Source organism: Tepidanaerobacter syntrophicus (assembly GCF_001485475.2).
Classification (GTDB): Bacteria; Bacillota; Thermosediminibacteria; order Thermosediminibacterales; family Tepidanaerobacteraceae; genus Tepidanaerobacter; species Tepidanaerobacter syntrophicus.
This window is the reverse complement of record NZ_DF977001.1, coordinates 285222-305587: the sequence shown is the minus strand read 5'-3', so window position 1 is coordinate 305587 and position 20366 is coordinate 285222. Positions and strand designations below refer to the sequence as shown.

20 protein-coding genes and 1 riboswitch are annotated in these 20366 nt (G+C 38.7%); of the genes, 18 read left to right on the top strand and 2 right to left on the bottom strand.

Translation table 11 applies throughout. The features are described 5' to 3' along the window. Positions 1-60 precede the first annotated feature (60 nt). A complete protein-coding gene (locus TSYNT_RS11910; RefSeq protein ID WP_059032664.1) occupies positions 61-537 on the bottom strand; it encodes a transposase in 477 nt (158 codons plus the stop codon). A 933-nt stretch (positions 538-1470) separates the two neighbouring features. Here TSYNT_RS11910 and TSYNT_RS06400 point away from each other — a divergent pair. The 9 genes from TSYNT_RS06400 to ilvA all read left to right on the top strand — a co-directional run bounded on the left by TSYNT_RS06400 (position 1471) and on the right by ilvA (position 11711). Then, a complete protein-coding gene (locus TSYNT_RS06400) occupies positions 1471-2532 on the top strand; it encodes an alanine/ornithine racemase family PLP-dependent enzyme (RefSeq protein WP_059032662.1) in 1062 nt (353 codons plus the stop codon). 53 nt (positions 2533-2585) lie between these two features. Beyond that, on the top strand, positions 2586-3632 hold the full coding sequence (gene ord / locus TSYNT_RS06395) for a 2,4-diaminopentanoate dehydrogenase (RefSeq protein WP_059032661.1): 1047 nt from the start codon (positions 2586-2588) through the stop codon (positions 3630-3632). 3 nt (positions 3633-3635) lie between these two features. Beyond that, positions 3636-3941, top strand: a complete 306-nt coding sequence (ortA, locus tag TSYNT_RS06390; protein ID WP_059032886.1) for a 2-amino-4-oxopentanoate thiolase subunit OrtA — start codon at positions 3636-3638, stop codon at positions 3939-3941. Next, on the top strand, positions 3934-5346 hold the full coding sequence (ortB, locus tag TSYNT_RS06385; protein ID WP_202859734.1) for a 2-amino-4-oxopentanoate thiolase subunit OrtB: 1413 nt from the start codon (positions 3934-3936) through the stop codon (positions 5344-5346). The genes ortA and ortB overlap by 8 nt, the downstream gene beginning before the upstream one ends. A 22-nt stretch (positions 5347-5368) precedes the next feature. Then, positions 5369-5773, top strand: a complete 405-nt coding sequence (locus TSYNT_RS06380; protein ID WP_059032660.1) for an ornithine aminomutase subunit alpha — start codon at positions 5369-5371, stop codon at positions 5771-5773. A 2-nt stretch (positions 5774-5775) separates the two neighbouring features. Beyond that, positions 5776-7971, top strand: coding sequence for a D-ornithine 4,5-aminomutase subunit OraE (gene oraE, locus TSYNT_RS06375; RefSeq protein ID WP_059032659.1), 2196 nt, complete (start codon positions 5776-5778; stop codon positions 7969-7971). Between the two features lie 57 nt (positions 7972-8028). Continuing rightward, positions 8029-9399: a GlmL-related ornithine degradation protein gene (locus TSYNT_RS06370; RefSeq protein ID WP_114272606.1), complete on the top strand. Its 1371-nt coding sequence runs from the start codon at positions 8029-8031 to the stop codon at positions 9397-9399. A gap of 63 nt (positions 9400-9462) precedes the next feature. Beyond that, positions 9463-9564, top strand: a riboswitch (TPP riboswitch). Positions 9565-9652: 88 nt separating this feature from the next. Continuing rightward, entirely contained in the window at positions 9653-10297 is a 645-nt protein-coding gene (gene thiT, locus TSYNT_RS06365; RefSeq protein WP_059032658.1) for an energy-coupled thiamine transporter ThiT, read from the top strand. A 199-nt stretch (positions 10298-10496) separates the two neighbouring features. Next, on the top strand, positions 10497-11711 hold the full coding sequence (gene ilvA / locus TSYNT_RS06360) for a threonine ammonia-lyase (RefSeq protein WP_083497677.1): 1215 nt from the start codon (positions 10497-10499) through the stop codon (positions 11709-11711). A 75-nt stretch (positions 11712-11786) separates the two neighbouring features. On the opposite strand, the gene TSYNT_RS06355 is transcribed toward ilvA, so the two are convergent. Next, a complete protein-coding gene (locus TSYNT_RS06355; protein WP_059032657.1) occupies positions 11787-12227 on the bottom strand; it encodes an Hsp20/alpha crystallin family protein in 441 nt (146 codons plus the stop codon). Between the two features lie 193 nt (positions 12228-12420). Between TSYNT_RS06355 and acpS the strand changes: the two genes are divergently transcribed. From acpS to TSYNT_RS06310, 9 genes are all read left to right on the top strand, one after another. Continuing rightward, a complete protein-coding gene (gene acpS / locus TSYNT_RS06350) occupies positions 12421-12852 on the top strand; it encodes a holo-ACP synthase (RefSeq protein ID WP_059032656.1) in 432 nt (143 codons plus the stop codon). Next, a complete protein-coding gene (locus TSYNT_RS06345; RefSeq protein ID WP_059032655.1) occupies positions 12791-14374 on the top strand; it encodes a bifunctional ADP-dependent NAD(P)H-hydrate dehydratase/NAD(P)H-hydrate epimerase in 1584 nt (527 codons plus the stop codon). Before acpS ends, TSYNT_RS06345 begins: the two co-directional genes overlap by 62 nt. After that, positions 14367-15551, top strand: a complete 1185-nt coding sequence (gene alr / locus TSYNT_RS06340; protein ID WP_059032654.1) for an alanine racemase — start codon at positions 14367-14369, stop codon at positions 15549-15551. The genes TSYNT_RS06345 and alr overlap by 8 nt, the downstream gene beginning before the upstream one ends. 114 nt (positions 15552-15665) lie before the next feature. Beyond that, positions 15666-15941, top strand: coding sequence for a CopG family ribbon-helix-helix protein (locus tag TSYNT_RS06335; protein ID WP_059032653.1), 276 nt, complete (start codon positions 15666-15668; stop codon positions 15939-15941). Beyond that, entirely contained in the window at positions 15913-16296 is a 384-nt protein-coding gene (locus TSYNT_RS06330; protein ID WP_083497676.1) for a type II toxin-antitoxin system PemK/MazF family toxin, read from the top strand. Before TSYNT_RS06335 ends, TSYNT_RS06330 begins: the two co-directional genes overlap by 29 nt. Before the next feature lie 96 nt (positions 16297-16392). Then, positions 16393-17592 carry an HD-GYP domain-containing protein gene (locus tag TSYNT_RS06325; RefSeq protein ID WP_059032651.1) on the top strand — a complete coding sequence of 400 codons (1200 nt, stop codon included), beginning with the start codon at positions 16393-16395 and terminating at the stop codon, positions 17590-17592. 20 nt (positions 17593-17612) lie between these two features. Continuing rightward, positions 17613-18332 carry a gamma-glutamyl-gamma-aminobutyrate hydrolase family protein gene (locus TSYNT_RS06320; RefSeq protein WP_238142651.1) on the top strand — a complete coding sequence of 240 codons (720 nt, stop codon included), beginning with the start codon at positions 17613-17615 and terminating at the stop codon, positions 18330-18332. 25 nt (positions 18333-18357) lie between these two features. Next, positions 18358-19176 carry a M55 family metallopeptidase gene (locus TSYNT_RS06315; RefSeq protein WP_059032650.1) on the top strand — a complete coding sequence of 273 codons (819 nt, stop codon included), beginning with the start codon at positions 18358-18360 and terminating at the stop codon, positions 19174-19176. A gap of 25 nt (positions 19177-19201) precedes the next feature. Further along, on the top strand, positions 19202-20359 hold the full coding sequence (locus TSYNT_RS06310; protein ID WP_059032649.1) for an amidohydrolase: 1158 nt from the start codon (positions 19202-19204) through the stop codon (positions 20357-20359). Positions 20360-20366 lie beyond the last annotated feature (7 nt).

Below are 20366 nucleotides of genomic sequence, written 5' to 3'. Positions count from 1 at the left end.
TAATGTGAAACCGCCATGGGTCCCTATTTCTGTACAATATCTAAGTAAAAACGGGCACACTCATCCCTTGGTTTTTGGCTTAACTTTTTTAGATTGCTCCAGCATATAATTACAAAATCTCTTGAAGTTCTGAGCAATTACTTTATGGCCTACATGGGTAGTGGATTTTACCTGACCTCTTAGTTGAAGTTTTGAAAGATTATGCCCTCGTTTTAAAGCAGACTTGGTGCCTTCTATTGCTGCTCTCATACTAGTATTTTCTTTACGGTTGATTAATATCTTTCCCCTTTCTTTAACAGTTTTCACGGATTTTAGATTTATGTGGACCGTGTAACTCCTTTTCTGTTTCTTGCAATGGCATTTCCCTCTAAGCTCACAAGTGCTGCAAGCCGTAAGTGGAAAATGAGCAACGGTTTGACTTTTGGTTATACCGGTATGGATGGGGGTGTATCCTTTGGGGCATTTAATTATTATGTTGGTGGTTTCATCAATTTGGTAGTAGGCAACTGATTGTTTTTTTAGAAGGGTTTCTTCCACTTAAGTTGGTAAAGTGTAATTCAACCTCATTTTCTTTTTCAAATTCGGCTATTTTATCAAAATAATATCCACCGTCTAGGTAAAGATCTTCTACATTAGTGTTTTCTTTTAGTTCAGGTAGTCTGTCATTTAAAAATTCTACATCGCTTTTTATGTTTTGATCTAATTGGTAATCGGTTATTACTTGAAAGGGGTTATCCTCTAAGAGGTTTCAGCAATGTTTAACACATATCCGTGCTCTTATTCCTACTGCATAGTTTACAAGGCAGTTGAAGTTATCAATGAGTTCGTCATCAGAGTAGTTTTTCATGTGTTTTATAAATTCCAAGAAAAGCAGGGTGTTTACTGGAAAGTTGGTCTTCCTATATTGCTATATAATACTGAAAATGATGTTTCATCAATATTGCATAATATATTATTCATAGAATATAGGAGCCTAAAACTTGTTAAGTTTAGCTTTTATTTCTGAGTTCATCCAGTTGGGACTTTCGAATAAAGAGCCTTGAAGATGGTCATTATTTTCTCTAAACATTACTGTATTTCATTTATCGTGTTTATTTTAATTTAGATACGTTTATCTCAACATCCCTTTATATTATAGCATAATTCATGATGATTTGCTAGGTTTATAGGCTTTTTATGGGGTGTTTGTAAGGTTTTGTGTACTTTATGGATTTTTTGGTGATAGAATGTGACTTTCTATACTGGAATCAATTGTAAATTTATCAATTTTTGTGTATGTAATTTAATAAAGTTGGAGCTAAAAACTTGATTGGCATAAAAATTGCTTAAATTATAAATAATAGTATTTGTGAAGCAGTTGAAAGCGATCATAATATTTCCTATATATTCCCTATTATCTACTATAGACAGTAAATAGATAAAGTTCTTATTTGCAAACTATTACTTTTTAGCTTAAAGATGGAGGCTTTCATGATATACCCCAGCGTAAAAATTGATTTGGAAAAACTAAGAAGCAATACAAATCGCATAGTAAGTCTTTGCAAAGAAAAAGATATAGAGGTCATGGGAATAACAAAAGGTATTTGCGCCTTTTTGCCGGCTGTTAGAGCAATGATTGACGGAGGCGCAAAGAAACTTGGAGATTCTCGAATTAAAAATATCAAAATGATGAGAAAAGAAGGTATTGGTTTGCCTATTTACTTGATACGGGGCCCAATGCTTTCAGAAATAAAAGAAGTAGTAGATCTGGCTGACGGAAGTTTAAATTCAGAACTGGAAGTAATTAAAGCTTTGTCACATGAAGCTCGTGCAGAAGGTAAAAAACATAAAGTTATATTGATGGTTGATGTGGGAGATTTAAGAGAAGGAGTTGTGCCTGAAGATGTAATAGATATTACAGAAGAAATACTTAAAATGCCGGCAATAGAATTCGAGGGAATTGGAACTAATACAGGATGCTTTGGGGGAGTAAAACCGACATATAGGAATACAAAAATTTTAACAGACCTTGCCAATGACATTGAAAAGAAATATTCCATTAAGTTAAAAACTATATCAGGAGGCAATTCTGATACTTTAAATCTTCTTAAGGAATCAGAACTTCCACCACAAGTCAATCAATTGCGAATAGGCGAGGCAATACTTCTGGGCACGCGTGTGGATAAATTTTCAGAGTTGCAGCTTTATAGAGATTCTTTTGTATTGGAAGCAGAAATAATAGAAGTTAAGATAAAACCCTCGTGTCCCATAGGAGAGATAGCTTTTGATGCTTTTGGAAAAGTTCCGGTTTTTGAAGATAAGGGACTTATGAGACGCGCTATAGCAGCAATTGGCAGACAAGATTGCATTATCGAAGGATTGTCTCCATTAAATGATCCAATAGAAATAATTGGATCAAGCAGTGACCATCTTATCCTTGATGTTACAAAATCCAGAAATATAAACGTAGGTTCTAAAGTCCGGTTTAGATTAAATTATAGCGCACTCATAACTTTAATGAATTCAAAGTATGTAACCAAGGATTGTAGTTAATATTTAAGTAAACAATAAATTTTAATTACTTTATTATACGAGGAGATTAAAATATGGACAACGTAAAAGTTATTATATGGGGTTTAGGTGCAATGGGAAGTGGTATGGCAAAAATGATTTTGCAAAAAGAAGGCATGGATATTGTTGGAGCGATAGCTTCAAGACCTGAGAAAAATGGCAAGGATTTAGGCGAAGTCATTGATTTAGGTCAAAAATGCGGAGTTTTGATATCATGCGATGAAGACAAAGTGTTAAACGCTAAAGCAGACATTGTCCTCCTTGCTACATCATCTTTTACAAAGGATGTATTTCCTCAAATAGAGAAGATAATTGGAAGTGGTAAAAATGTTATAACAATTGCGGAGGAAATGGCATATCCTTTTTATAGTGAGCCAACATTATCTAAAAAACTTGATATGTTGGCGAAAGAACATAATGTAACAATACTTGGAACCGGTATAAATCCAGGTTTTGTTTTAGATACCTTAATAATTGCATTAACCGGAGCATGCATGGACGTAAAAAAAATCACAGGTCGTCGTGTAAATGATCTTTCACCATTTGGCACAACCGTGATGAAGACTCAGGGAGTGGGGACTACAGTAGAAGAATTTGAAAACGGATTAAAAAACGGTAATATCGTTGGTCACATTGGATTTAATGAGTCTATTGCGATGATTTCTTCAGCTTTAGGTTTTGAGATTGATGAGATAGAACAGACGAGAAAACCAATAATATCTAAAGTTTTCAGAGAGACTCCTTATGTTAAAGTTGAGCCGGGGATGGTTGCGGGATGCTATCACACCGCAATAGGAAAGTTAAAGGGTGAGCCGATTATTGTCTTAGAACATCCTCAACAAATACATCCTGGATTAGAAAATGTCGAAACCGGCGATTACATAATCATTGAAGGAATGCCGAACATAAACCTTGCCATAAAACCGGAAATTCCTGGCGGGGTGGGCACGATTGCTTTAGCAGTAAATATGATACCGCAAGTTATTGCTGCAAAACCAGGGCTTACCACAATGAAGGATCTGCCAGTGCCTGCTGCGTTAATGTCAGACATAAGGAAACTTGCTCACTGGGGGTGTTTTTAATTGATAAGCGCTAAAAAGGGAGATTGGGTCCAAATACATCGCATAGAATTAAAACCATCAGAAAGAAGTTCTAATTTACCTCAAGATACGCAAAGCGTACCCTTGGAAGTGTGGCAAAAGGGATTTGCCACACATGATGCCATAATGGGCGATGAAATTGAGATTGAAACGGTTATAGGAAGAAAGGCAAAAGGAGAATTGGTTAAAGTTAATCCTGAATATGAACACAATTTTGGAAAACCGGTAGCTGAACTATTGACAATCGGTGCTGAGCTTAGGAAGATTTTGGGAGGTGAAGAAAATGAATAGTGATATGAGCTATGATGCCGTTATGAATAGAAAAAACGAGATAATGAAGAACGCAGTCGGCATAGATTACAATGATTTTGAATCAGGCAGTATTGCATTCGAATATGAAAAAATGATGAAAGAGGTAGGATATACATTAAATGAAATTAGGGAAATTCAATCTTATACAAGCGTAGGGAACACCCCCTTGATTGAACTTCGAAATTTAACTAAAATCGCACGCATGATATCGGCTCCCGGCAAGGGTGCAAGAATTTTTATAAAAGATGAAGCTGCCAATCCTTCGGGAAGCTTTAAAGACCGACGGGCTTCTGTGTCAGCATACAGAGCTAAGGCATTGGGTTATGAGGGTATAATCGCAGCTACCAGTGGCAACTATGGAGCGGCTGTAGCTTCTCAAGCGGCTATAAACGGTTTAAAGTGCATAGTTGTCCAAGAAGTGTTCGATAGTAAAGGTAAAGGCCAACCTGAAATATTGGAAAAAGGTCGAAAGTGTGAGGCATTAGGGGCTGAAGTAGTACAACTTACAGTTGGACCAGAACTTTTTTATACATCTTTATGCTTATTAGAAAAAACAGGATATTTTAATGCATCCCTTTATACACCTTTTGCAATTTCGGGTATCGAAACACTTGGATATGAGCTTGCCGAGCAAGTAAAGACTAGAACAGGCAAAGAGCCGACTGCAGTTATAATAACTCATGCTGGTGGAGGCAATGTAACAGGTACTGCTCGCGGCCTTTTAAAAGCAGGGTGCAAAAACACAAAAGTTATTGGAGCGAGCGTAAATCTTGAAGGCCTCCATATGGCAAGTGACAGGGATTTCAATAGAAAATCGTTTACAACTGGACATACAGGTTTTGGTGTTCCTTTTGCTACTTGGCCCGATAGAACAGATGTCCCGAGAAATGCTGCAAGACCTTTAAGATACCTGGACCGATATGTTACGGTAAGCCAAGGCGAGGTATTTTATATAACTGAAGCCCTTGCACAGTTAGAAGGAATGGAGAGAGGACCTGCAGGAAATACATCCCTGGCAGCGGCTTTTGCAATAGCTCAGGAAATGAATGAAGACGAAATTATAGTGGTACAGGAAACTGAATATACAGGAGCGGGAAAACTGCCAAGCGCGCAGTTGACTTTTGCAAAATTAATGGGGATTGAAGTAAGAAGAGGCGATCCTGCTGATGATAAACCCGGAGAACGAATAGTTATTCCTGAGCATCCTTCACAGATAAGAGTAAAAGATATGGATTTAGATAAAATGAAGAGATCATATGTAAAAAATTGTGTTACAGCCTACAGCAAAAGCAAAATTCGTCCTGAAGATATTACATTTTTGGCTGAAGATACAAAAAGCGATGTAAATTATATAAAAAATACTCTTGATGAGCTAGCACCATAAAAAAGGTTTAAGGGGTGAAAATATGCAGCGAAAAGATGATTTTGAAGAACGCAGAAAGCACTTAGCCAACCTTACAGAGGAAGAACTAAAAGATAAATTCTGGGAGCTTACTGAGCAGGTTGTAAAACCCTTGATTGAGCTTGCAAAAACTCATACTTCTCCTTCTATTGAACGCTCAGTGTTATTGCGAATGGGATTTAATAGTTTAACAGCAAAAGCAATAGTAGATAAGTGTGTCGAAATAAACCTTTTAGGAAAAGGAGCAGGCAACGTAGTGCTAAAGTATTCTCTCTTTAAGAATATTCCTCTGGAACAAGCTGGAAATGAGCTTGCAAGTGGACGCGGCTGGGAAGGGATAAAAGAAGCGCTTATGATTGATATTTCGAATCCCGGGATTTTTAGTAATATTTTATCAGAGGAGATATAAAAATGAGCTTAGAGAAAGATAAGAAAATTGATATAGATGAGATATTGAATGATCTTAAAAACTATAGACCTCGGCGCAGAGGATGGCACTGGCGGGAGAAAGTAAAAAATCAAAAATTAGGCCCTTTTGAATACCATCAAACATCATCAGGATTAAAGAATAGTATTCCTCTGCCGGCCGCAAAATATTTTGGGAATATTGATCCTCAGCCGGATTGCATAATTACAACTGAAATTGCTTCCGGACGTTTTGAGGATGACATTAGACGTATGCGAATGGCCGCTTGGCATGGGGCGGATCATATTATGGTAATCAGAACTGCTGGGCAAAGCCATTTTGATGGATTGATCGAGGGGACGCCTGAAGGCGTTGGAGGAGTTCCTATTACACGTAAACAACTAAGAGCTACTCGAAAGGCTCTTGATTTAATCGAAGATGAAGTTGGAAGGCCAATTAATTTCCATTCTTATATCAGTGGCGTAGCAGGACCGGAAATGGCTGTACTTTTCGCAGAAGAAGGGGTAAATGGGGCACATCAGGATCCCCAGTATAATGTATTATATAGAAATATTAATATGGTTAGATCTTTCGTTGATGCTGCTGTAGCTAAAAAGATTATGGCATGGGGGGATATAGTTCAAATAGATGGTGCACACAATGCCAATGCCACTGCGCGAGAAGCTTGGAAAGTTATGCCGGAGCTTATAGTTCAACATGCTATAAATTGCATGTATTCTTTAAATATTGGTATGAAACGAGAGAATATTTGTCTTTCAACGGTACCTCCTACTGCTCCACCGGCACCTAATCTCAGAATAGATCTTCCATATGCTGTTACATTAAGAGAACTTTTCGACGGTTACAGAATGCGGGCTCAAATGAATACAAAATACATTGAATCTAGTACTCGGGAAGCAACAGTCACTCATGTATTAAACTTACTCATATCTAGGCTAACAAGTGCAGACATTCAAAGTACTATAACTCCAGATGAAGGCAGAAACGTTCCATGGCATTATTATAATGTTCAAGCAGTTGATACAGCAAAACAAGCTTTAGTTGGCATGGATAGCCTAACAGAAATGGTTCAAATAAAAAGAGACGGTCCCCTCGGAGCGAAAGTACGTGAACTTAAAGAAAGGGCTGTTTTGTTCCTTGAAGAAATTATAAAAGTTGGTGGCTATTTTAGCGCAGTGGAACAGGGCTTTTTTGTTGATTCAGGGATGTACCCAGAAAGAAACGGAGACGGAATTGCAAGAAAAATAGATGGAGGCGTTGGCGCAGGTACAATTGTAAAACGTGATGAAGATTATATAGCGCCGGTCTGTGAACACTTTGGAGATAATCATATTCCGAGTTGGGCAAAAAAACCATGCGACCTTATAGGAGGCTGTACCTTTTGCAACCCTAATAAGATTGCTTATATAGATGAATTAGACGAAAATGATAATGTAGAAGCAAGACTTAAACAAACAGAGCATCTCCGAGAGAATAACCTTTTAAAACCAGAAGTGGAATGGTTTGGAGATGGGTGTATTTGCCTTAATGTATTTTTGCCGGCAGAAGAAAGGATAGCGGAAGCTGCAGGTCTTGAAATAGGAAAAAGACTTGGCCTTACTGAAATAGAGGTTATTCACAAAGAAATTATGCAGCCTGCTGAAGGCACATATTTGGAAATAAAAGGAAAAGTAGATTTCGAGATAGATCCCAATGATTTAAAAATACCTGAAAAACATAAACTTCTTTCAGCTGATGAAATTAGAAATTATGTGAACAATCACCCTATTAAAGTTGTTGCAGCAACAGTCGGAGAAGATGAGCACTCTGTTGGCATGAGAGAAATTATTGATATAAAACATGGTGGCCTTGAGAGCTTTGGATTTCAGTGCCATTATTTAGGCACTTCTGTCCCCATAGAAAAAGTAGTTGATGCAGCTATAGAAATTGATGCAGATGCAATTTTAATAAGCACTATAATTACTCATGCGGATATTCACAAAATTAATATGAAAAAGCTAAATGATATTTGCATCGAAAAAGGTATACGCAACAACATTATTCTTGTTGGAGGCGGAACTCAGATTACAAATGAAACTGCAAAAGATGCAGGACTTGATGCCGGCTTTGGCAGAGGCACAAAAGGAATCGATGTAGCAAGTTTTATAGTTGAATCACTAAGAAATAGAAGCCTTGAATGATTTTGGTCGAATCTGGTTGTTAAAAAGTTTTCTATTCAGTTTTAAGGAGATTTTTGTATGCTGAATATAGATGTTTTAGTAGCGGAGATTGGAAGCACTACTACAATAGTTAATGCCTTTAATGGTATTCGCACCTCCTGTCCAGAATTTCTAGGACAGGGAATTGCTCCGACGACTGTAGAAGATGGAGATGTAACGGTTGGTCTTAAGAATGCAATAAAAGATTTAGAGCAGCAAGTGGAAGATAAGATTCAATGGGGGAAAATAATGGCTTCTAGCAGTGCAGCCGGTGGTTTAAAGATGACGGTGCACGGTCTTGTATATGATATGACAGTTAAGGCAGCTAAAGAGGCAGCGCTTGGAGCAGGCGCCATTATTCGGATGGTTACTGCCGGAATGCTAACACTGGCCGATCTTAAAAAAATATCAGAGATAAAACCTAACATAATATTGATTGCAGGCGGGGTAGATTATGGAGAAAAAGATACAGTTATATATAATGCGAAAAAAATTACAGAACTTAAAATGGATATTCCTGTAATTTATGCAGGGAATATAGCTGCCAGAGATGAGATAGGAGAAATTTTTAAAGACAAAAATCAGATATTTTTTGTTGACAATGTCTATCCTCGTATTGATGAATTGGTGGTGGAACCTGCTCGAAAGGTTATACAGCAAGTATTTGAAGAACATATCATTAAGGCGCCAGGCATGGAAAAAATTCGTACTTTTGTAGATGGGCCTATTATGCCGACGCCTGGAGCGGTTATGAACGCTGCTAAAGCTCTAAAAGAAGAAATAGGCGATTTATTGGTTGTCGATGTAGGCGGAGCTACTACCGATGTCCATTCTGTAGCTGAAAACTCAGAAGAAATAGCGAAAATATTAATAGCACCTGAACCGGAAGCAAAAAGAACAGTAGAAGGAGATTTAGGAATATTTATAAACCGTTATCATGTAATAGAAATTGTAGGCTATGAAAAATCTACGAAAATTTTAGGATTTGATGTTAAGGAGGCTCTAGAAAAACTGCCGCCCATACCCTCAACTCCTCAAGAAATAAAACTTGCAGAGTATTTGACACAAATAGCTTGCAAAACTGGACTTGAACGTCATGCAGGTAAAATAAAGTATCTTTTTGGACCTGCTGGCAAATATGCCATAGCAACAGGCAAAGATCTTACAAAAGTAAAATGGATAATTGGGACTGGTGGCGCACTTACAAAATTACCAAGAGGCAAGAAAATATTGGAAAGTTTACGTTGCCCGGAAAAAAGTGAAAAATTACTTCCAACTCAAAACGCTAGGGTTTTGATAGATTCCAATTATATAATGGCTTCATTAGGGGTTCTCTGCTCTCGCTATTCTTCAGAAGGCATAATATTGCTTAAAAAGGACTTAAGTATTAACGAAAATTTCTGTATATAGTTTTTCGGTTTTACTTGATATCTCCTTAGCTTTGTGTTATAGTTTAATTAAATTAAATATGTTTATGTCCACTAGGGGAGCAAGATAGCTGAGATAGTGAGTGATTCACTGACCCTTGAACCTGTTCTAGGTAATACTAGCGTAGGAAAGTGGTTTTAGGATTTGAATATAGTAAGCCGCTGACCTTGTGTAGCGGCTTTTTGCCATCTACTCTCCGGACATAAAGTTTTGTTTGGGGAGGAGGTGAGTTTATTTGAATTTTGCTGCCGGTTTGTTTGAGGATTTTGCTGAAATAACTCCGCTTACATGGGTTGTTTTACTGGCTATAGTTGCTTTTGTTATCATAATTTCAATGATAGGAAAACACGCGAAGTTTGATACGAGAGCTATGGTATATGGAGGTCTTTGCGTTGCGGTTGCCTTCATACTTTCCTATATCCGGCTGTATCGTTGGCCTCAAGGAGGTTCGATAACGCTGGCGAGCCCGCTGCCTATTTTCATTTATGCTTATATTTTTGGACCTGCTGCAGGATTTATAGCCGGAACAACTTATGGTCTTTTACAACTTGTTCAAGACCCCTACATCCTACATCCTTTTCAAGTATTTTTGGATTATATATTGGCTTTTGCAGCTTGGGGGATTGCCGGATTTTTCCGTAAGAATTTGATTCTCGGTATAATTGCAGGAGGTTTAGGGCAGATATTTTCCAGCTTCCTTTCAGGCGTTATATTCTTTGCATCTTTTGCACCTGAAGGTATGAGCCCTATTTTATATTCTATAGCTGTAAATGGAACAGTGCTGGGGACCAACATTCTAATATGTGTTTTAGTTGCAATGATTCCTCAAATAAGAAATACAATTGAAAGCTTAAAAAGGCAAGTTATAAAAAGCGAATAAGATTTTATTTTTACCGGCTGCAATAATTGTAGACTATTTGCAGCCGGTTTTTGTATGCACAGCTATATTTTTAAAAAGCTTCTATATAAAGAATACTTAAAAGTCTTGATTTACACATTAGCAATGAGACTCTGGAATAAATTGCTGTTATGAGTTAAAATATTTATATAACATGTAGATACTTAAAAAGGTGGTAGCCATGGAGAATATAATAGGTTTAGATGATATTGAAGAGGCTAGAAAAACTCTAAATAATGTGGCGTACAATACAGGATTGGTACATAACACCACTTTTAGCGAGATGACAGGAAACTCTATTTATTTAAAAATGGAAAATCTGCAGAAAACAGGTTCATTTAAAATCAGAGGGGCATTTAATAAAATAGCTCATTTACCTAAAAAGTATAAGAAAAAGGGAGTAATAGCTGCCTCCGCCGGAAACCATGCTCAAGGAGTTGCGATGGCTGCTAAAGCTTATGGAATAAAAGCAACGATCGTAATGCCTAAACATGCGCCTTTGTCAAAAATTGCGGCAACCCGCGGTTATGGAGCTGAAGTTATACTCCACGGACATTTATATGATGAAGCCTATGAAAAAGCAAGGGAAATCCAAGAAGAAACAGGAGCCGTTTTTATTCATCCCTTTGACGATCCGGAAGTGATAGCAGGACAAGGGACTATAGGTATTGAAATTCTCGAAGACTTGCCTGATACGGATATTATTATTGTTCCCGTAGGAGGAGGCGGCCTTATATCCGGTATAGCTGTTGCAACAAAAAGCATAAAACCAGATATTAAAATAATAGGGGTGCAGAGTAAAAATATGCCATCAATGGCTGAGTCGATTTTTAAAGATCGTATAACAACGGTAGATGGCATGCCTACCATAGCAGACGGAATTGCAGTAAAGACTCCGGGCAAAATTACTTTTGAAATTGTTAAGCGGTATGTAGACAATATTGTTACAGTTGATGAAGACGAAATAGCAAATGCAATTTTGCTGTTAATGGAACGTGCAAAAGTAATTGCCGAAGGAGCTGGAGCTGCGTCTGTTGCAGCACTTTTAAATAGGATGGGGCAGTTAAAAGATAAAAAAATAGTCGCATTGCTAAGCGGCGGAAATATAGATGTTAATATGTTGTCAAGGATAATAGACAGCGGCCTTGTAAAAAGCGGTAGAAAAGTCTTTATTAATACACTTATACCGGACAGACCCGGCACACTTGGCATATTGCTTAATCGCTTAGCGGATACGGGAGCAAATGTACTATCAGTTACCCACAACCGTTCAAGTAGGGATATACCAATAGGATATGCTAAAGTTGAGCTGGAATTAGAAACCACGAGCGAAGAACACATTGAAGAAATAAAGGAACTCTTATCACTAGACAATTATAGTTTTGTAATATTATAGACGGATAAATTTGAAAAAAAGGTTGGCCTAAAAAGCCAACCCAATTATCTTATATATTACAGCTTAATAAAATATTTATTCGACGTTTATTACTTTTCCACTTAATTTTGCCACTCCTGATTTTGGCAAGGTAACTTTTAAAACTCCATCCTTAAAACTTGCTTTAATTTCATCAGCCTTAACGTCTTCAGGGATTGAGAGAGATCTTGAGAAATTACCGCGCCGGCGCTCACGACGAATATAATTCTTATCTTTTTCTTCTGCGGTTTCTTCATAGCTTGCGGCAATTGTCAAAACGCCGTCATCATAACTTACATTTATGTTGTTCTTATCACATCCGGGAAGATCTGCCTCAACTATATATTCCTTGTCGGTTTCTTTTACATCTACTCTAAAAGACCTTGTCTCGAACTCATCGAGAAAATCAGAAAAATCATCAGTGTCCAACATCAAGTCTAACAAATCAGGAAGTGAGTGTTTACGCCGTCTCCAAGGAATTAAACCTCTGTCTTGCATAAAAATCTCCTCCTCACTAAATTTTTAAACTTCGAAATTTAACGCTATTATATCATAAAGGTCAGAAAAGGTCAATGAATTTGTATTAAATTTTTAAACTATAAAGGTTTTTTAGGACAAATATCGAAATAAAATACTATGTGCCCAATGTTTGGCACATTGTTTTCTAAAATGTTTATCAAAAGAGGTCAAAATGGAAATTGGAGTAGACATAATTGAAATAAATAGAATAAAAAATGCCTGCAGAAGGAAGAAATTTGAGGACCGCTTTTTTACAGCTTGCGAGCTTACTGAAATAAGTGCAAAAAAAAGCTACTATACCCATCTTGCAGGCAAATTTGCTGCAAAAGAAGCTGTGGCAAAGGCTTTAGGTACTGGTTTTTCCGGTATGAAATGGAAGGATATCGAAGTCTTAAACGAAGAATCAGGCAAGCCTATGATTATCCTAAATGGAAAGGCCTTTGAAATATTTAAAACGAAGGGTTTTGAAAAAATACTCATTACTATTTCTCACAGCAGAGAATATGCCATAGCTTTTGCTGTAGCCCTTGGAGGTGCGGTGGATGAAGGTAGTAAGTCCTGTTACAATGAGAAAAATGGACCAGATGGCAATAGAAGAATATAAAGTTCCCGGTGCGATATTAATGGAAAATGCCGGAAGAGAGGTTGCGCTAGCCGCAAAAAATTTGTTTGAGCGAAAAAATAGTGGCATGTCGGCAAACAAAGCAAAAATCGCAGTATTTTGCGGTAAAGGAAATAATGGCGGTGATGGATTTGTAGCCGCAAGGCATCTTTCCAACATGGGTTTTGGTACAACTATATATCTTATTGCAAATCCTGAAGATATCATAGGAGATGCCGGCCTAAATCTTAAAATTGTAGAAGAAATGGAACTTCCGATTGAAATCATCGGTAAATCCTCAGATTTAAGCTCGATTGAAGAAAAAATAAAGGAATCTTCTATTATAATCGATGCTATATTCGGAACAGGATTAAAAGGCGAAGTTAAAGGCATAGCACGCGACGTAATAGAATTAATAAATTCACTCAAAATTCCTGTGATTGCAGTTGACATACCTTCTGGAATATCCGGTGAAAGCGGTAAAGTTCTTGGCACTGCTATAAAGGCTGAGGAAACTGTAACTATGGGTGCTTTAAAGACAGGACTCTTATTGTATCCCGGCGCCGAATACGCAGGCAATATTAAAATTGCCGATATTGGCATGCCTAAAATTGTAGAGGAATCAATCGAAGCTGAAGCTGAACTTTTAGAAGACAAGTGGGTTGCATCCTGTTTTAAGGCCTATCCGCCCGATGCCCATAAGGGAACATTTGGAAAAGTCTTTATTATTGCAGGTTCGCAAGGCATGACCGGAGCAGCAGCTCTTTCGGCAACAGCCGCTGTCAGAAGCGGAGCAGGTCTTGTTACAGTGGGCATTCCCAAAAGTTTAGATGATATTTTAGAGACAAAGCTTACCGAAGCCATGAAACTTCCCCTTGCTGAAACATCTGATCGCTGCTTGAGCTTAGATGCCCTCAATACAGCCATAGAATTTGCCTCAACATGCAATGCTGTTGTTTTGGGTCCGGGCATTTCACAAAAAAATGAAACCAAAAAATTTGTGCAGCAATTTATCTTAAAATGCCCTGTTCCTATAGTCATCGATGCAGATGGTTTAAATGCCCTAGCAGATAATCCGGACATATTAAAAGATATTAGCGCGCCGGTAATTATTACACCACACCCCGGTGAAATGGGACGGCTTTTAAACATGACCTCTGCCCAAATACAAGAAGACAGGATAGGCGCAGCGAGAACTGCTGCAAAAAGATTCGGATGTGTTGCGGTTCTGAAGGGGGCCAGGACTCTTATAGCTACACCTTCCAATGAACTCTTTATAAATCCTACCGGTAATCCCGGTATGGCAACAGGCGGCAGCGGAGATGTGCTTTCTGGAATGATAGGAGCTTTTTTGGCAAGGGGCATGGAGCCTCATGAAGCGGCTGCATCGGCTGTATACTTGCACGGCTTGGCTGGAGATTTTGCAGCTTTAGATAAAACCGAAATATATCTTTCGGCGGGAGATATAATCAACTATTTGTATAAAGCTTTTTATAAAATCAAAAAGGAGCATCAAGATGTCTGACGAACTTTTAAATATCAGGCCTACTTGGGCTGAAATTGATCTAGATAACCTGCGCTACAATTTTGCTGAAATCAAAAAAGCCATCTCGCAAAATGCAAAGCTATGTGCGGTTGTAAAAGCCGATGGATACGGCCATGGAGCTTTTGAAGTTGCTGAAGTCGCCATTGCATCAGGAGCATCTTATCTTGCGGTGGCATTTCTTGATGAAGCAGTAGAGCTCAGACAAAAGGGCATAAAAATCCCTATTCTAATTTTAGGTTTTACACCATCTGTTCAATTTGATACAATAATAGAATATGATATTACTCAAACTATATATAATGTAGAATCTGCGAAGATTCTTTCCGAAAAAGCTTTGAAGCAGAATAAAAAGGCCAAGGTGCACATAAAGCTTGACACAGGGATGAGCAGAATCGGTTTTCAAACCGATGAAGCTTCTATTGGTCAAATAAAAGAAATTTGCAAACTGCAAGGACTTGAGGTAGAGGGGATATTCACACATTTTGCAAAAGCGGACGAAAAAGACAGCAGTGCCACTTATCAGCAGTTTCAAAGCTTTACAAATGCTGTAAATGCGATAGAGAATGACAGCTTAAAGATTCCTATAAAACATGTGGCAAATAGCGCAGCTATAATAAGCTATCCCCAGACTCATCTTGATATGGTAAGGCCGGGCATCATAATTTATGGTATGTATCCTTCAAAAGAGGTGCCCCGAGAAAAGGTAAGGCTTAAACCTGTGATGAGCCTTAAAACCAGGATTGCTCATGTTAAATCTGTTCCAAAGGGCAAAGCCATAAGCTACGGCGGAACCTATATTACACAGAGACAGAGCCTTATAGCTACATTACCCATAGGATATGCAGATGGTTATTCAAGGCTATTGTCGTCTAAAGCCCATGTACTTGTAAATGGACAGCGAGCGCCGATTGTAGGAAGAATATGTATGGACCAATGCATGATAGATGTAACTGATGTGAAAGAAGAGGTGATGCAGGGGGATGAAGTTATTCTAATAGGTTCTTACGGTAATGAGAGTATTTCGGCTGAGGATCTTGCAGACATCATAGGCACTATAAACTATGAGATAACTTGTGGCATCTCAAAACGAGTACCTAGGGTGTATATTAGCGGCGGAAAAGTAAGTAAGGTCAAAAATTTTTTGTTAAAATCCTAAAACAGTCATTGCGGCTGTGTTTCTACAAGATTGACACGGCAGTGCCAGAATATGTATAATGGATACGTACCTGGGCATTATTTTAAAGCATAAGCAGGGGGTGCCGGTATCATCATGTCAGAACTAAGGCAGATTGTCATTAGTTTGCCGGATAATTTATTGAAAGAAGCGGATTATTTTATCTCATTGGCGAACAAAAATCGCAATGATTTTATATGCGATGCAATGAAATCGTATTTAAAAGAAATGGAGAAATCCCTGATGAAAGAGCAATTGAAAAATGGCTATTTGCAAATGGCAGAGCTGAATGCGCAGTTTGCGGAAATTGGATTATGTGAGGATTTTAAGGATTTTGTGATATATGAAACAAGACTTTCGGGGTGTGAATAATGTGCTGGTTAGGCGTGGCGAAATTTTTTATGCGGACTTAAATCCGGTCGTAGGTTCCGAACAAGGGGGCATAAGACCGGTATTAATTGTGCAAAATGACGTGGGGAATAAATACAGCCCCACGGTTATTATTGCTGCAATTACTTCTCAAATAGACAAGGCGAAATTGCCTACACATGTTGAACTGCCAAGCAAAGATTACGGACTTGAAAAAGATTCCGTAATCTTGCTTGAACAGCTGCGTACCATTGATAAGAGAAGATTGAAACAAAAAATAACTATATTAGATCAAGAGATAATGAAGAAAGTTGATAAGGCTTTGAAAGTAAGTTTGGGGCTTGATGATGAAGTATAAGGGTTGATCATTTAAAAAAGAAATTAGGGCAGCGAGTTATCAATTACATATTTTAATACAACAAAACATAGACTATACTTTCACCGGAGGAATGGTATGAAAATCAAGACGCGGTTTTTTACGGAGCTGATGATGGCGCTGGCCTTAATGATGGATCTGGATGAAAATAGGAAACTTTACCATGGGTGGAGAGTTGGTATCCTGGCAGAAAAGATGGCGCAGAAGATATTGCCTGAATATAGGACTCAAATATTTTATGCGGGTCTTTTACATGATATAGGCGCAATATCACTAGAAAATCATGTTACATGGTATATAGATCAAAAGGAACATTTTAAAAATCCTATACTTTTAAAACATCCGGAAAAAGGCGCCAAAGTTATAAGAGAAATTGAGCCGCTGTCTATAGCTGCTGATATGATTATGGATCACCATGAGTACTGGGACGGCAGCGGATACCCCCATGGAGCAAAGGGTAATGCCATAAATATAGGAGGTCAAATATTAAGAATAGCAGATACTTTTGACCTGCTTGCGCGGGTAAAACCACCGCTAGATTTCAATGGCATTAAAACCGCATTAATGGGACGTAGAGGTAGTGAATTTTCTGATTTGATGTACGAATTGATGATTGCAACCTTGGAAGAAGATGATTTTTTTGATAAAGTAATCAGCGAAAAAGCAGTTTCGGAAATACTTCCAAAGGTTGTAAGGGAATTACCTCCCGTTGACCTTTCGTCCTGTAAGACTGATGTTGAAAATGCCGCAAAAGTTTTTGCTCAAGTCATTGACGCAAAGCACAGCTATACAGCAGGCCATTCGGAACGTGTAGCGTCTTATACATATGAAATTGCAAAAGGTATGGGTATTGAAGAAAAAACGGCTAAAAGATATGAAATTGCAGCTTATCTCCATGATGCCGGTAAAGTTGCAGTACCAAAGAGCATTTTAGATAAGCCGTCTTCCTTAACTCTCGAAGAGTTTAAGCTGATGAAAAGGCATCCGGTGTATACTATGGAAATTGTCAGTATGATAAGTGAGCTAAAAGATTTAGTGTTAGTTGCCGGAGGCCATCACGAAAGGTACGATGGCTTTGGCTATCCGGAAGGTTTAAGAGGTGAAAATATCCCGCTGGGAGCTCGCATAATGGCTGTAGCAGATTCTTTTGATGCCATGACATCACTAAGACCTTACCAAAAGTCAAGAAGCAGAAGAGAAGCCAAGGAAGAGCTGGCAAGGAATGCCGGAAGCCAGTTTGATCCTGTTGTAGTAAAAGCTGCCGTAGGCGTTCTTTAAGGAAAGGGGCTGATTGCCAAGTGGCATTAATAGGTGTTACGATGTCATATGATTACAACAAAAATCAGGCAAAAATCAACGAAAATTTTTTTCGCACTATTGAACTGGCAGGCGGATTGCCTGTATGCATACCACCGATTAGAAATGAAGCGGCACTTAAAGATTTGAGCGAAAAATTAGATGGAATTGTTTTGTCGGGCGGTCCTGATGTAGATCCGATGCATTATAACGAAAAGCCGATTCCTCAATTAGGGAACATAGACCCTGACAGAGATACCGCCGAAATATTGATAACAAGGGAAATGTTTGAGCTTAAAAAGCCGATATTAGGTATCTGCCGGGGGATGCAAGTTTTAAATGTTGCTTTTGGTGGAACACTGATTCAGGACGTGACTGCTCACCTAGAGAATCCATTAAAGCATGAGCAAGATGCTCCTCGCTGGTATAAAAGCCATGAAATTGAAATTTGCGAAGAAGATTCTATAGTTTTTCGTTTGTTTGGACATAGGAAACTAAGAGTTAACAGCTTTCACCACCAGGCCATAAAAGAGGTTGCGCCGGGCTTCAAAATCTGTGCGATAGCGCCGGACGGAATTATTGAAGCTATAGAATCTATTGATAGAGATAGATTTTGTGTCGGAGTTCAGTGGCATCCGGAAGAAATGCTTTGTGAGCCGAGATTTTTTAGTTTGTTTGAGGCTTTGATAGAGGCCGCAGAGAAGGCGGAAGCCTTAAGGTAACCTAAAAAGAGGAAGGGGACTTTTTATGAAAATCTATATTTCTGCCGATATGGAAGGGATTTCCGGGGTTGTCTCCATGCAGCAGACAGAGCCGGGAAACAGCGAATATGAAAGAGCAAGACTCATGATGACAAAAGAAGTAAACGCAGTTATAGAGGCAGCATTTGACAATGGCGCAAAAGAGGTTGTTGTCAACGACTCTCATAATAACATGGACAACATTCTTATCGAAGAGCTTGACTCGCGAGCATCCCTTATAAGCGGCGATCGTAAACCCCTTAGCATGATGGAAGGAATAGACCAATCTTTCGATGCGGTTTTTTTCGTAGGATATCATGCCAGAGCGGGAAGCAGTGAATCCATAATTGATCATACATATACTTTCCGGGTTTTGGAAGCTAAAGTAAACGGAAAGCCCTTGAGTGAGGCTGGTTTAAACGGCCGCGTAGCTGGCTACTATCATGTTCCGGTGGCGTTTATATCAGGAGACCAAAATGCAATAAGATGTGCAAAAGAGGAGCTTTTTGAGCCGGTAGGCGTTGCTGTTAAAAAGTCAGTAGGGCGGACAGCGGCAATAATTCATCCCTTCACCCAAGTTGCACCCAAATTAAAAGAAGGTGTCGCTGAGGCGATGAAAAAAATCCCAAAGCTTAAACCTACGGTAGAAAAAGAGCCGGTAGAGCTTGAAGTTACCTTTACAATATCTGATATGGCGGCAATGACCGAATTAATACCTGGAGTTACAAGAAAAAGTGCAAGGACGGTAGTTTATACCGGCAGGGACTATTTGGAAAGTTTTAAAGTATTTAGAGCAATGCTGGTATTAACAGGCGGTATAAAATGAATAATATACGGAGGATAAAATAAGAATGATTGCTATTATAAATGGGAAAATATATAACAACATAGAAGGCAAATTTATTGAAAACGGAACCATAATTGTTGATAATGGGAAAATAGCGGAAGTGGGGGAGAATTTAAAAGCACCTCAAAACGCACAAGTAATTGATGCTGCAGGGGAGTATGTGTTTCCCGGCTTTATAGATGCCCACAGTCATATCGGACTTTATGAAGAAGTTGTTGGGGAACCCGGAGAAGACGGAAACGAATGCACAGATCCGATAACCCCCCAACTTAGGGCTATTGATGCAATAAATCCTGCAGACAGAGCTTTTGATGATGCTGTAAAAGGCGGCATTACAGCGGCTTTTACAGGGCCTGGCAGCGCCAATGTTATCGGTGGGCAGTCTGTTGTCATAAAAACCTATGGGAAAATTGTCGATAATATGATTGTGAGAAATCCGGCAGGATTAAAGATTGCCTTTGGGGAAAACCCAAAAAGGGTTTATGGCGAGCAGAAAAAAATGCCCTCCACAAGAATGGCAAGCGCGGCCTTGCTTAGAGAAGCTTTAATAAGCGCGCAAAATTACAAGACAAAGCGTGAAAAAAGCGATCCGGAAAAGTTTGTTGAAAGAGACCTTAAAATGGAAGCGCTGTGCGATGTATTAGACAAAAAAATACCGCTGAGAGCACATGCCCACAGAGCAGATGATATTATGACTGCTATAAGGATTGCAAAAGAGTTTGATGCAGATATAGTTATAGAACATTGCACAGAAGGCCATTTAATAGCTGACGAGTTTGCAAGTTTTGGTATCCCTGCAATAGTCGGGCCATCCCTTTCATCTCGCTCAAAAATAGAACTTGAAAATCTAACATTTGAAACACCGGGCATTTTGTCAAAGAAAGGCATAAAAGTTGCCATAATGACAGATCATCCGGTAATACCGATACAGTATCTTAGAATTTGTGCTGCTATGGCAGTCCGCGAGGGAATGGAAGAGAAGGATGCTCTTGCTGCCATAACTATAAACCCTGCCGAAATTCTTGGCGTATCTGATAGACTTGGCAGTATTCAAAAGGGAAAAGATGCGGATATCGTCATTTGGAATGGCCATCCCCTGGAAGTCAAGTCCAAACCTTCCTGTGTATTGGTAAGCGGCGAGATTGCATATAAAGAGAGTTGAATTTTAA

Coding starts and splice junctions, on each gene's coding strand:
- TSYNT_RS06400 (WP_059032662.1), top strand. CDS start 1,471: ATGATATACCCCAGCGTAAAAATTGATTTGGAAAAACTAAGAAGCAAT.
- ord (WP_059032661.1), top strand. CDS start 2,586: ATGGACAACGTAAAAGTTATTATATGGGGTTTAGGTGCAATGGGAAGT.
- ortB (WP_202859734.1), top strand. CDS start 3,934: ATGAATAGTGATATGAGCTATGATGCCGTTATGAATAGAAAAAACGAG.
- TSYNT_RS06380 (WP_059032660.1), top strand. CDS start 5,369: ATGCAGCGAAAAGATGATTTTGAAGAACGCAGAAAGCACTTAGCCAAC.
- oraE (WP_059032659.1), top strand. CDS start 5,776: ATGAGCTTAGAGAAAGATAAGAAAATTGATATAGATGAGATATTGAAT.
- TSYNT_RS06370 (WP_114272606.1), top strand. CDS start 8,029: ATGCTGAATATAGATGTTTTAGTAGCGGAGATTGGAAGCACTACTACA.
- ilvA (WP_083497677.1), top strand. CDS start 10,497: ATGGAGAATATAATAGGTTTAGATGATATTGAAGAGGCTAGAAAAACT.
- TSYNT_RS06355 (WP_059032657.1), bottom strand. CDS start 12,227: ATGCAAGACAGAGGTTTAATTCCTTGGAGACGGCGTAAACACTCACTT.
- acpS (WP_059032656.1), top strand. CDS start 12,421: ATGGAAATTGGAGTAGACATAATTGAAATAAATAGAATAAAAAATGCC.
- TSYNT_RS06345 (WP_059032655.1), top strand. CDS start 12,791: ATGAAGGTAGTAAGTCCTGTTACAATGAGAAAAATGGACCAGATGGCA.
- alr (WP_059032654.1), top strand. CDS start 14,367: ATGTCTGACGAACTTTTAAATATCAGGCCTACTTGGGCTGAAATTGAT.
- TSYNT_RS06335 (WP_059032653.1), top strand. CDS start 15,666: ATGTCAGAACTAAGGCAGATTGTCATTAGTTTGCCGGATAATTTATTG.
- TSYNT_RS06330 (WP_083497676.1), top strand. CDS start 15,913: ATGAAACAAGACTTTCGGGGTGTGAATAATGTGCTGGTTAGGCGTGGC.
- TSYNT_RS06325 (WP_059032651.1), top strand. CDS start 16,393: ATGAAAATCAAGACGCGGTTTTTTACGGAGCTGATGATGGCGCTGGCC.
- TSYNT_RS06315 (WP_059032650.1), top strand. CDS start 18,358: ATGAAAATCTATATTTCTGCCGATATGGAAGGGATTTCCGGGGTTGTC.
- TSYNT_RS06310 (WP_059032649.1), top strand. CDS start 19,202: ATGATTGCTATTATAAATGGGAAAATATATAACAACATAGAAGGCAAA.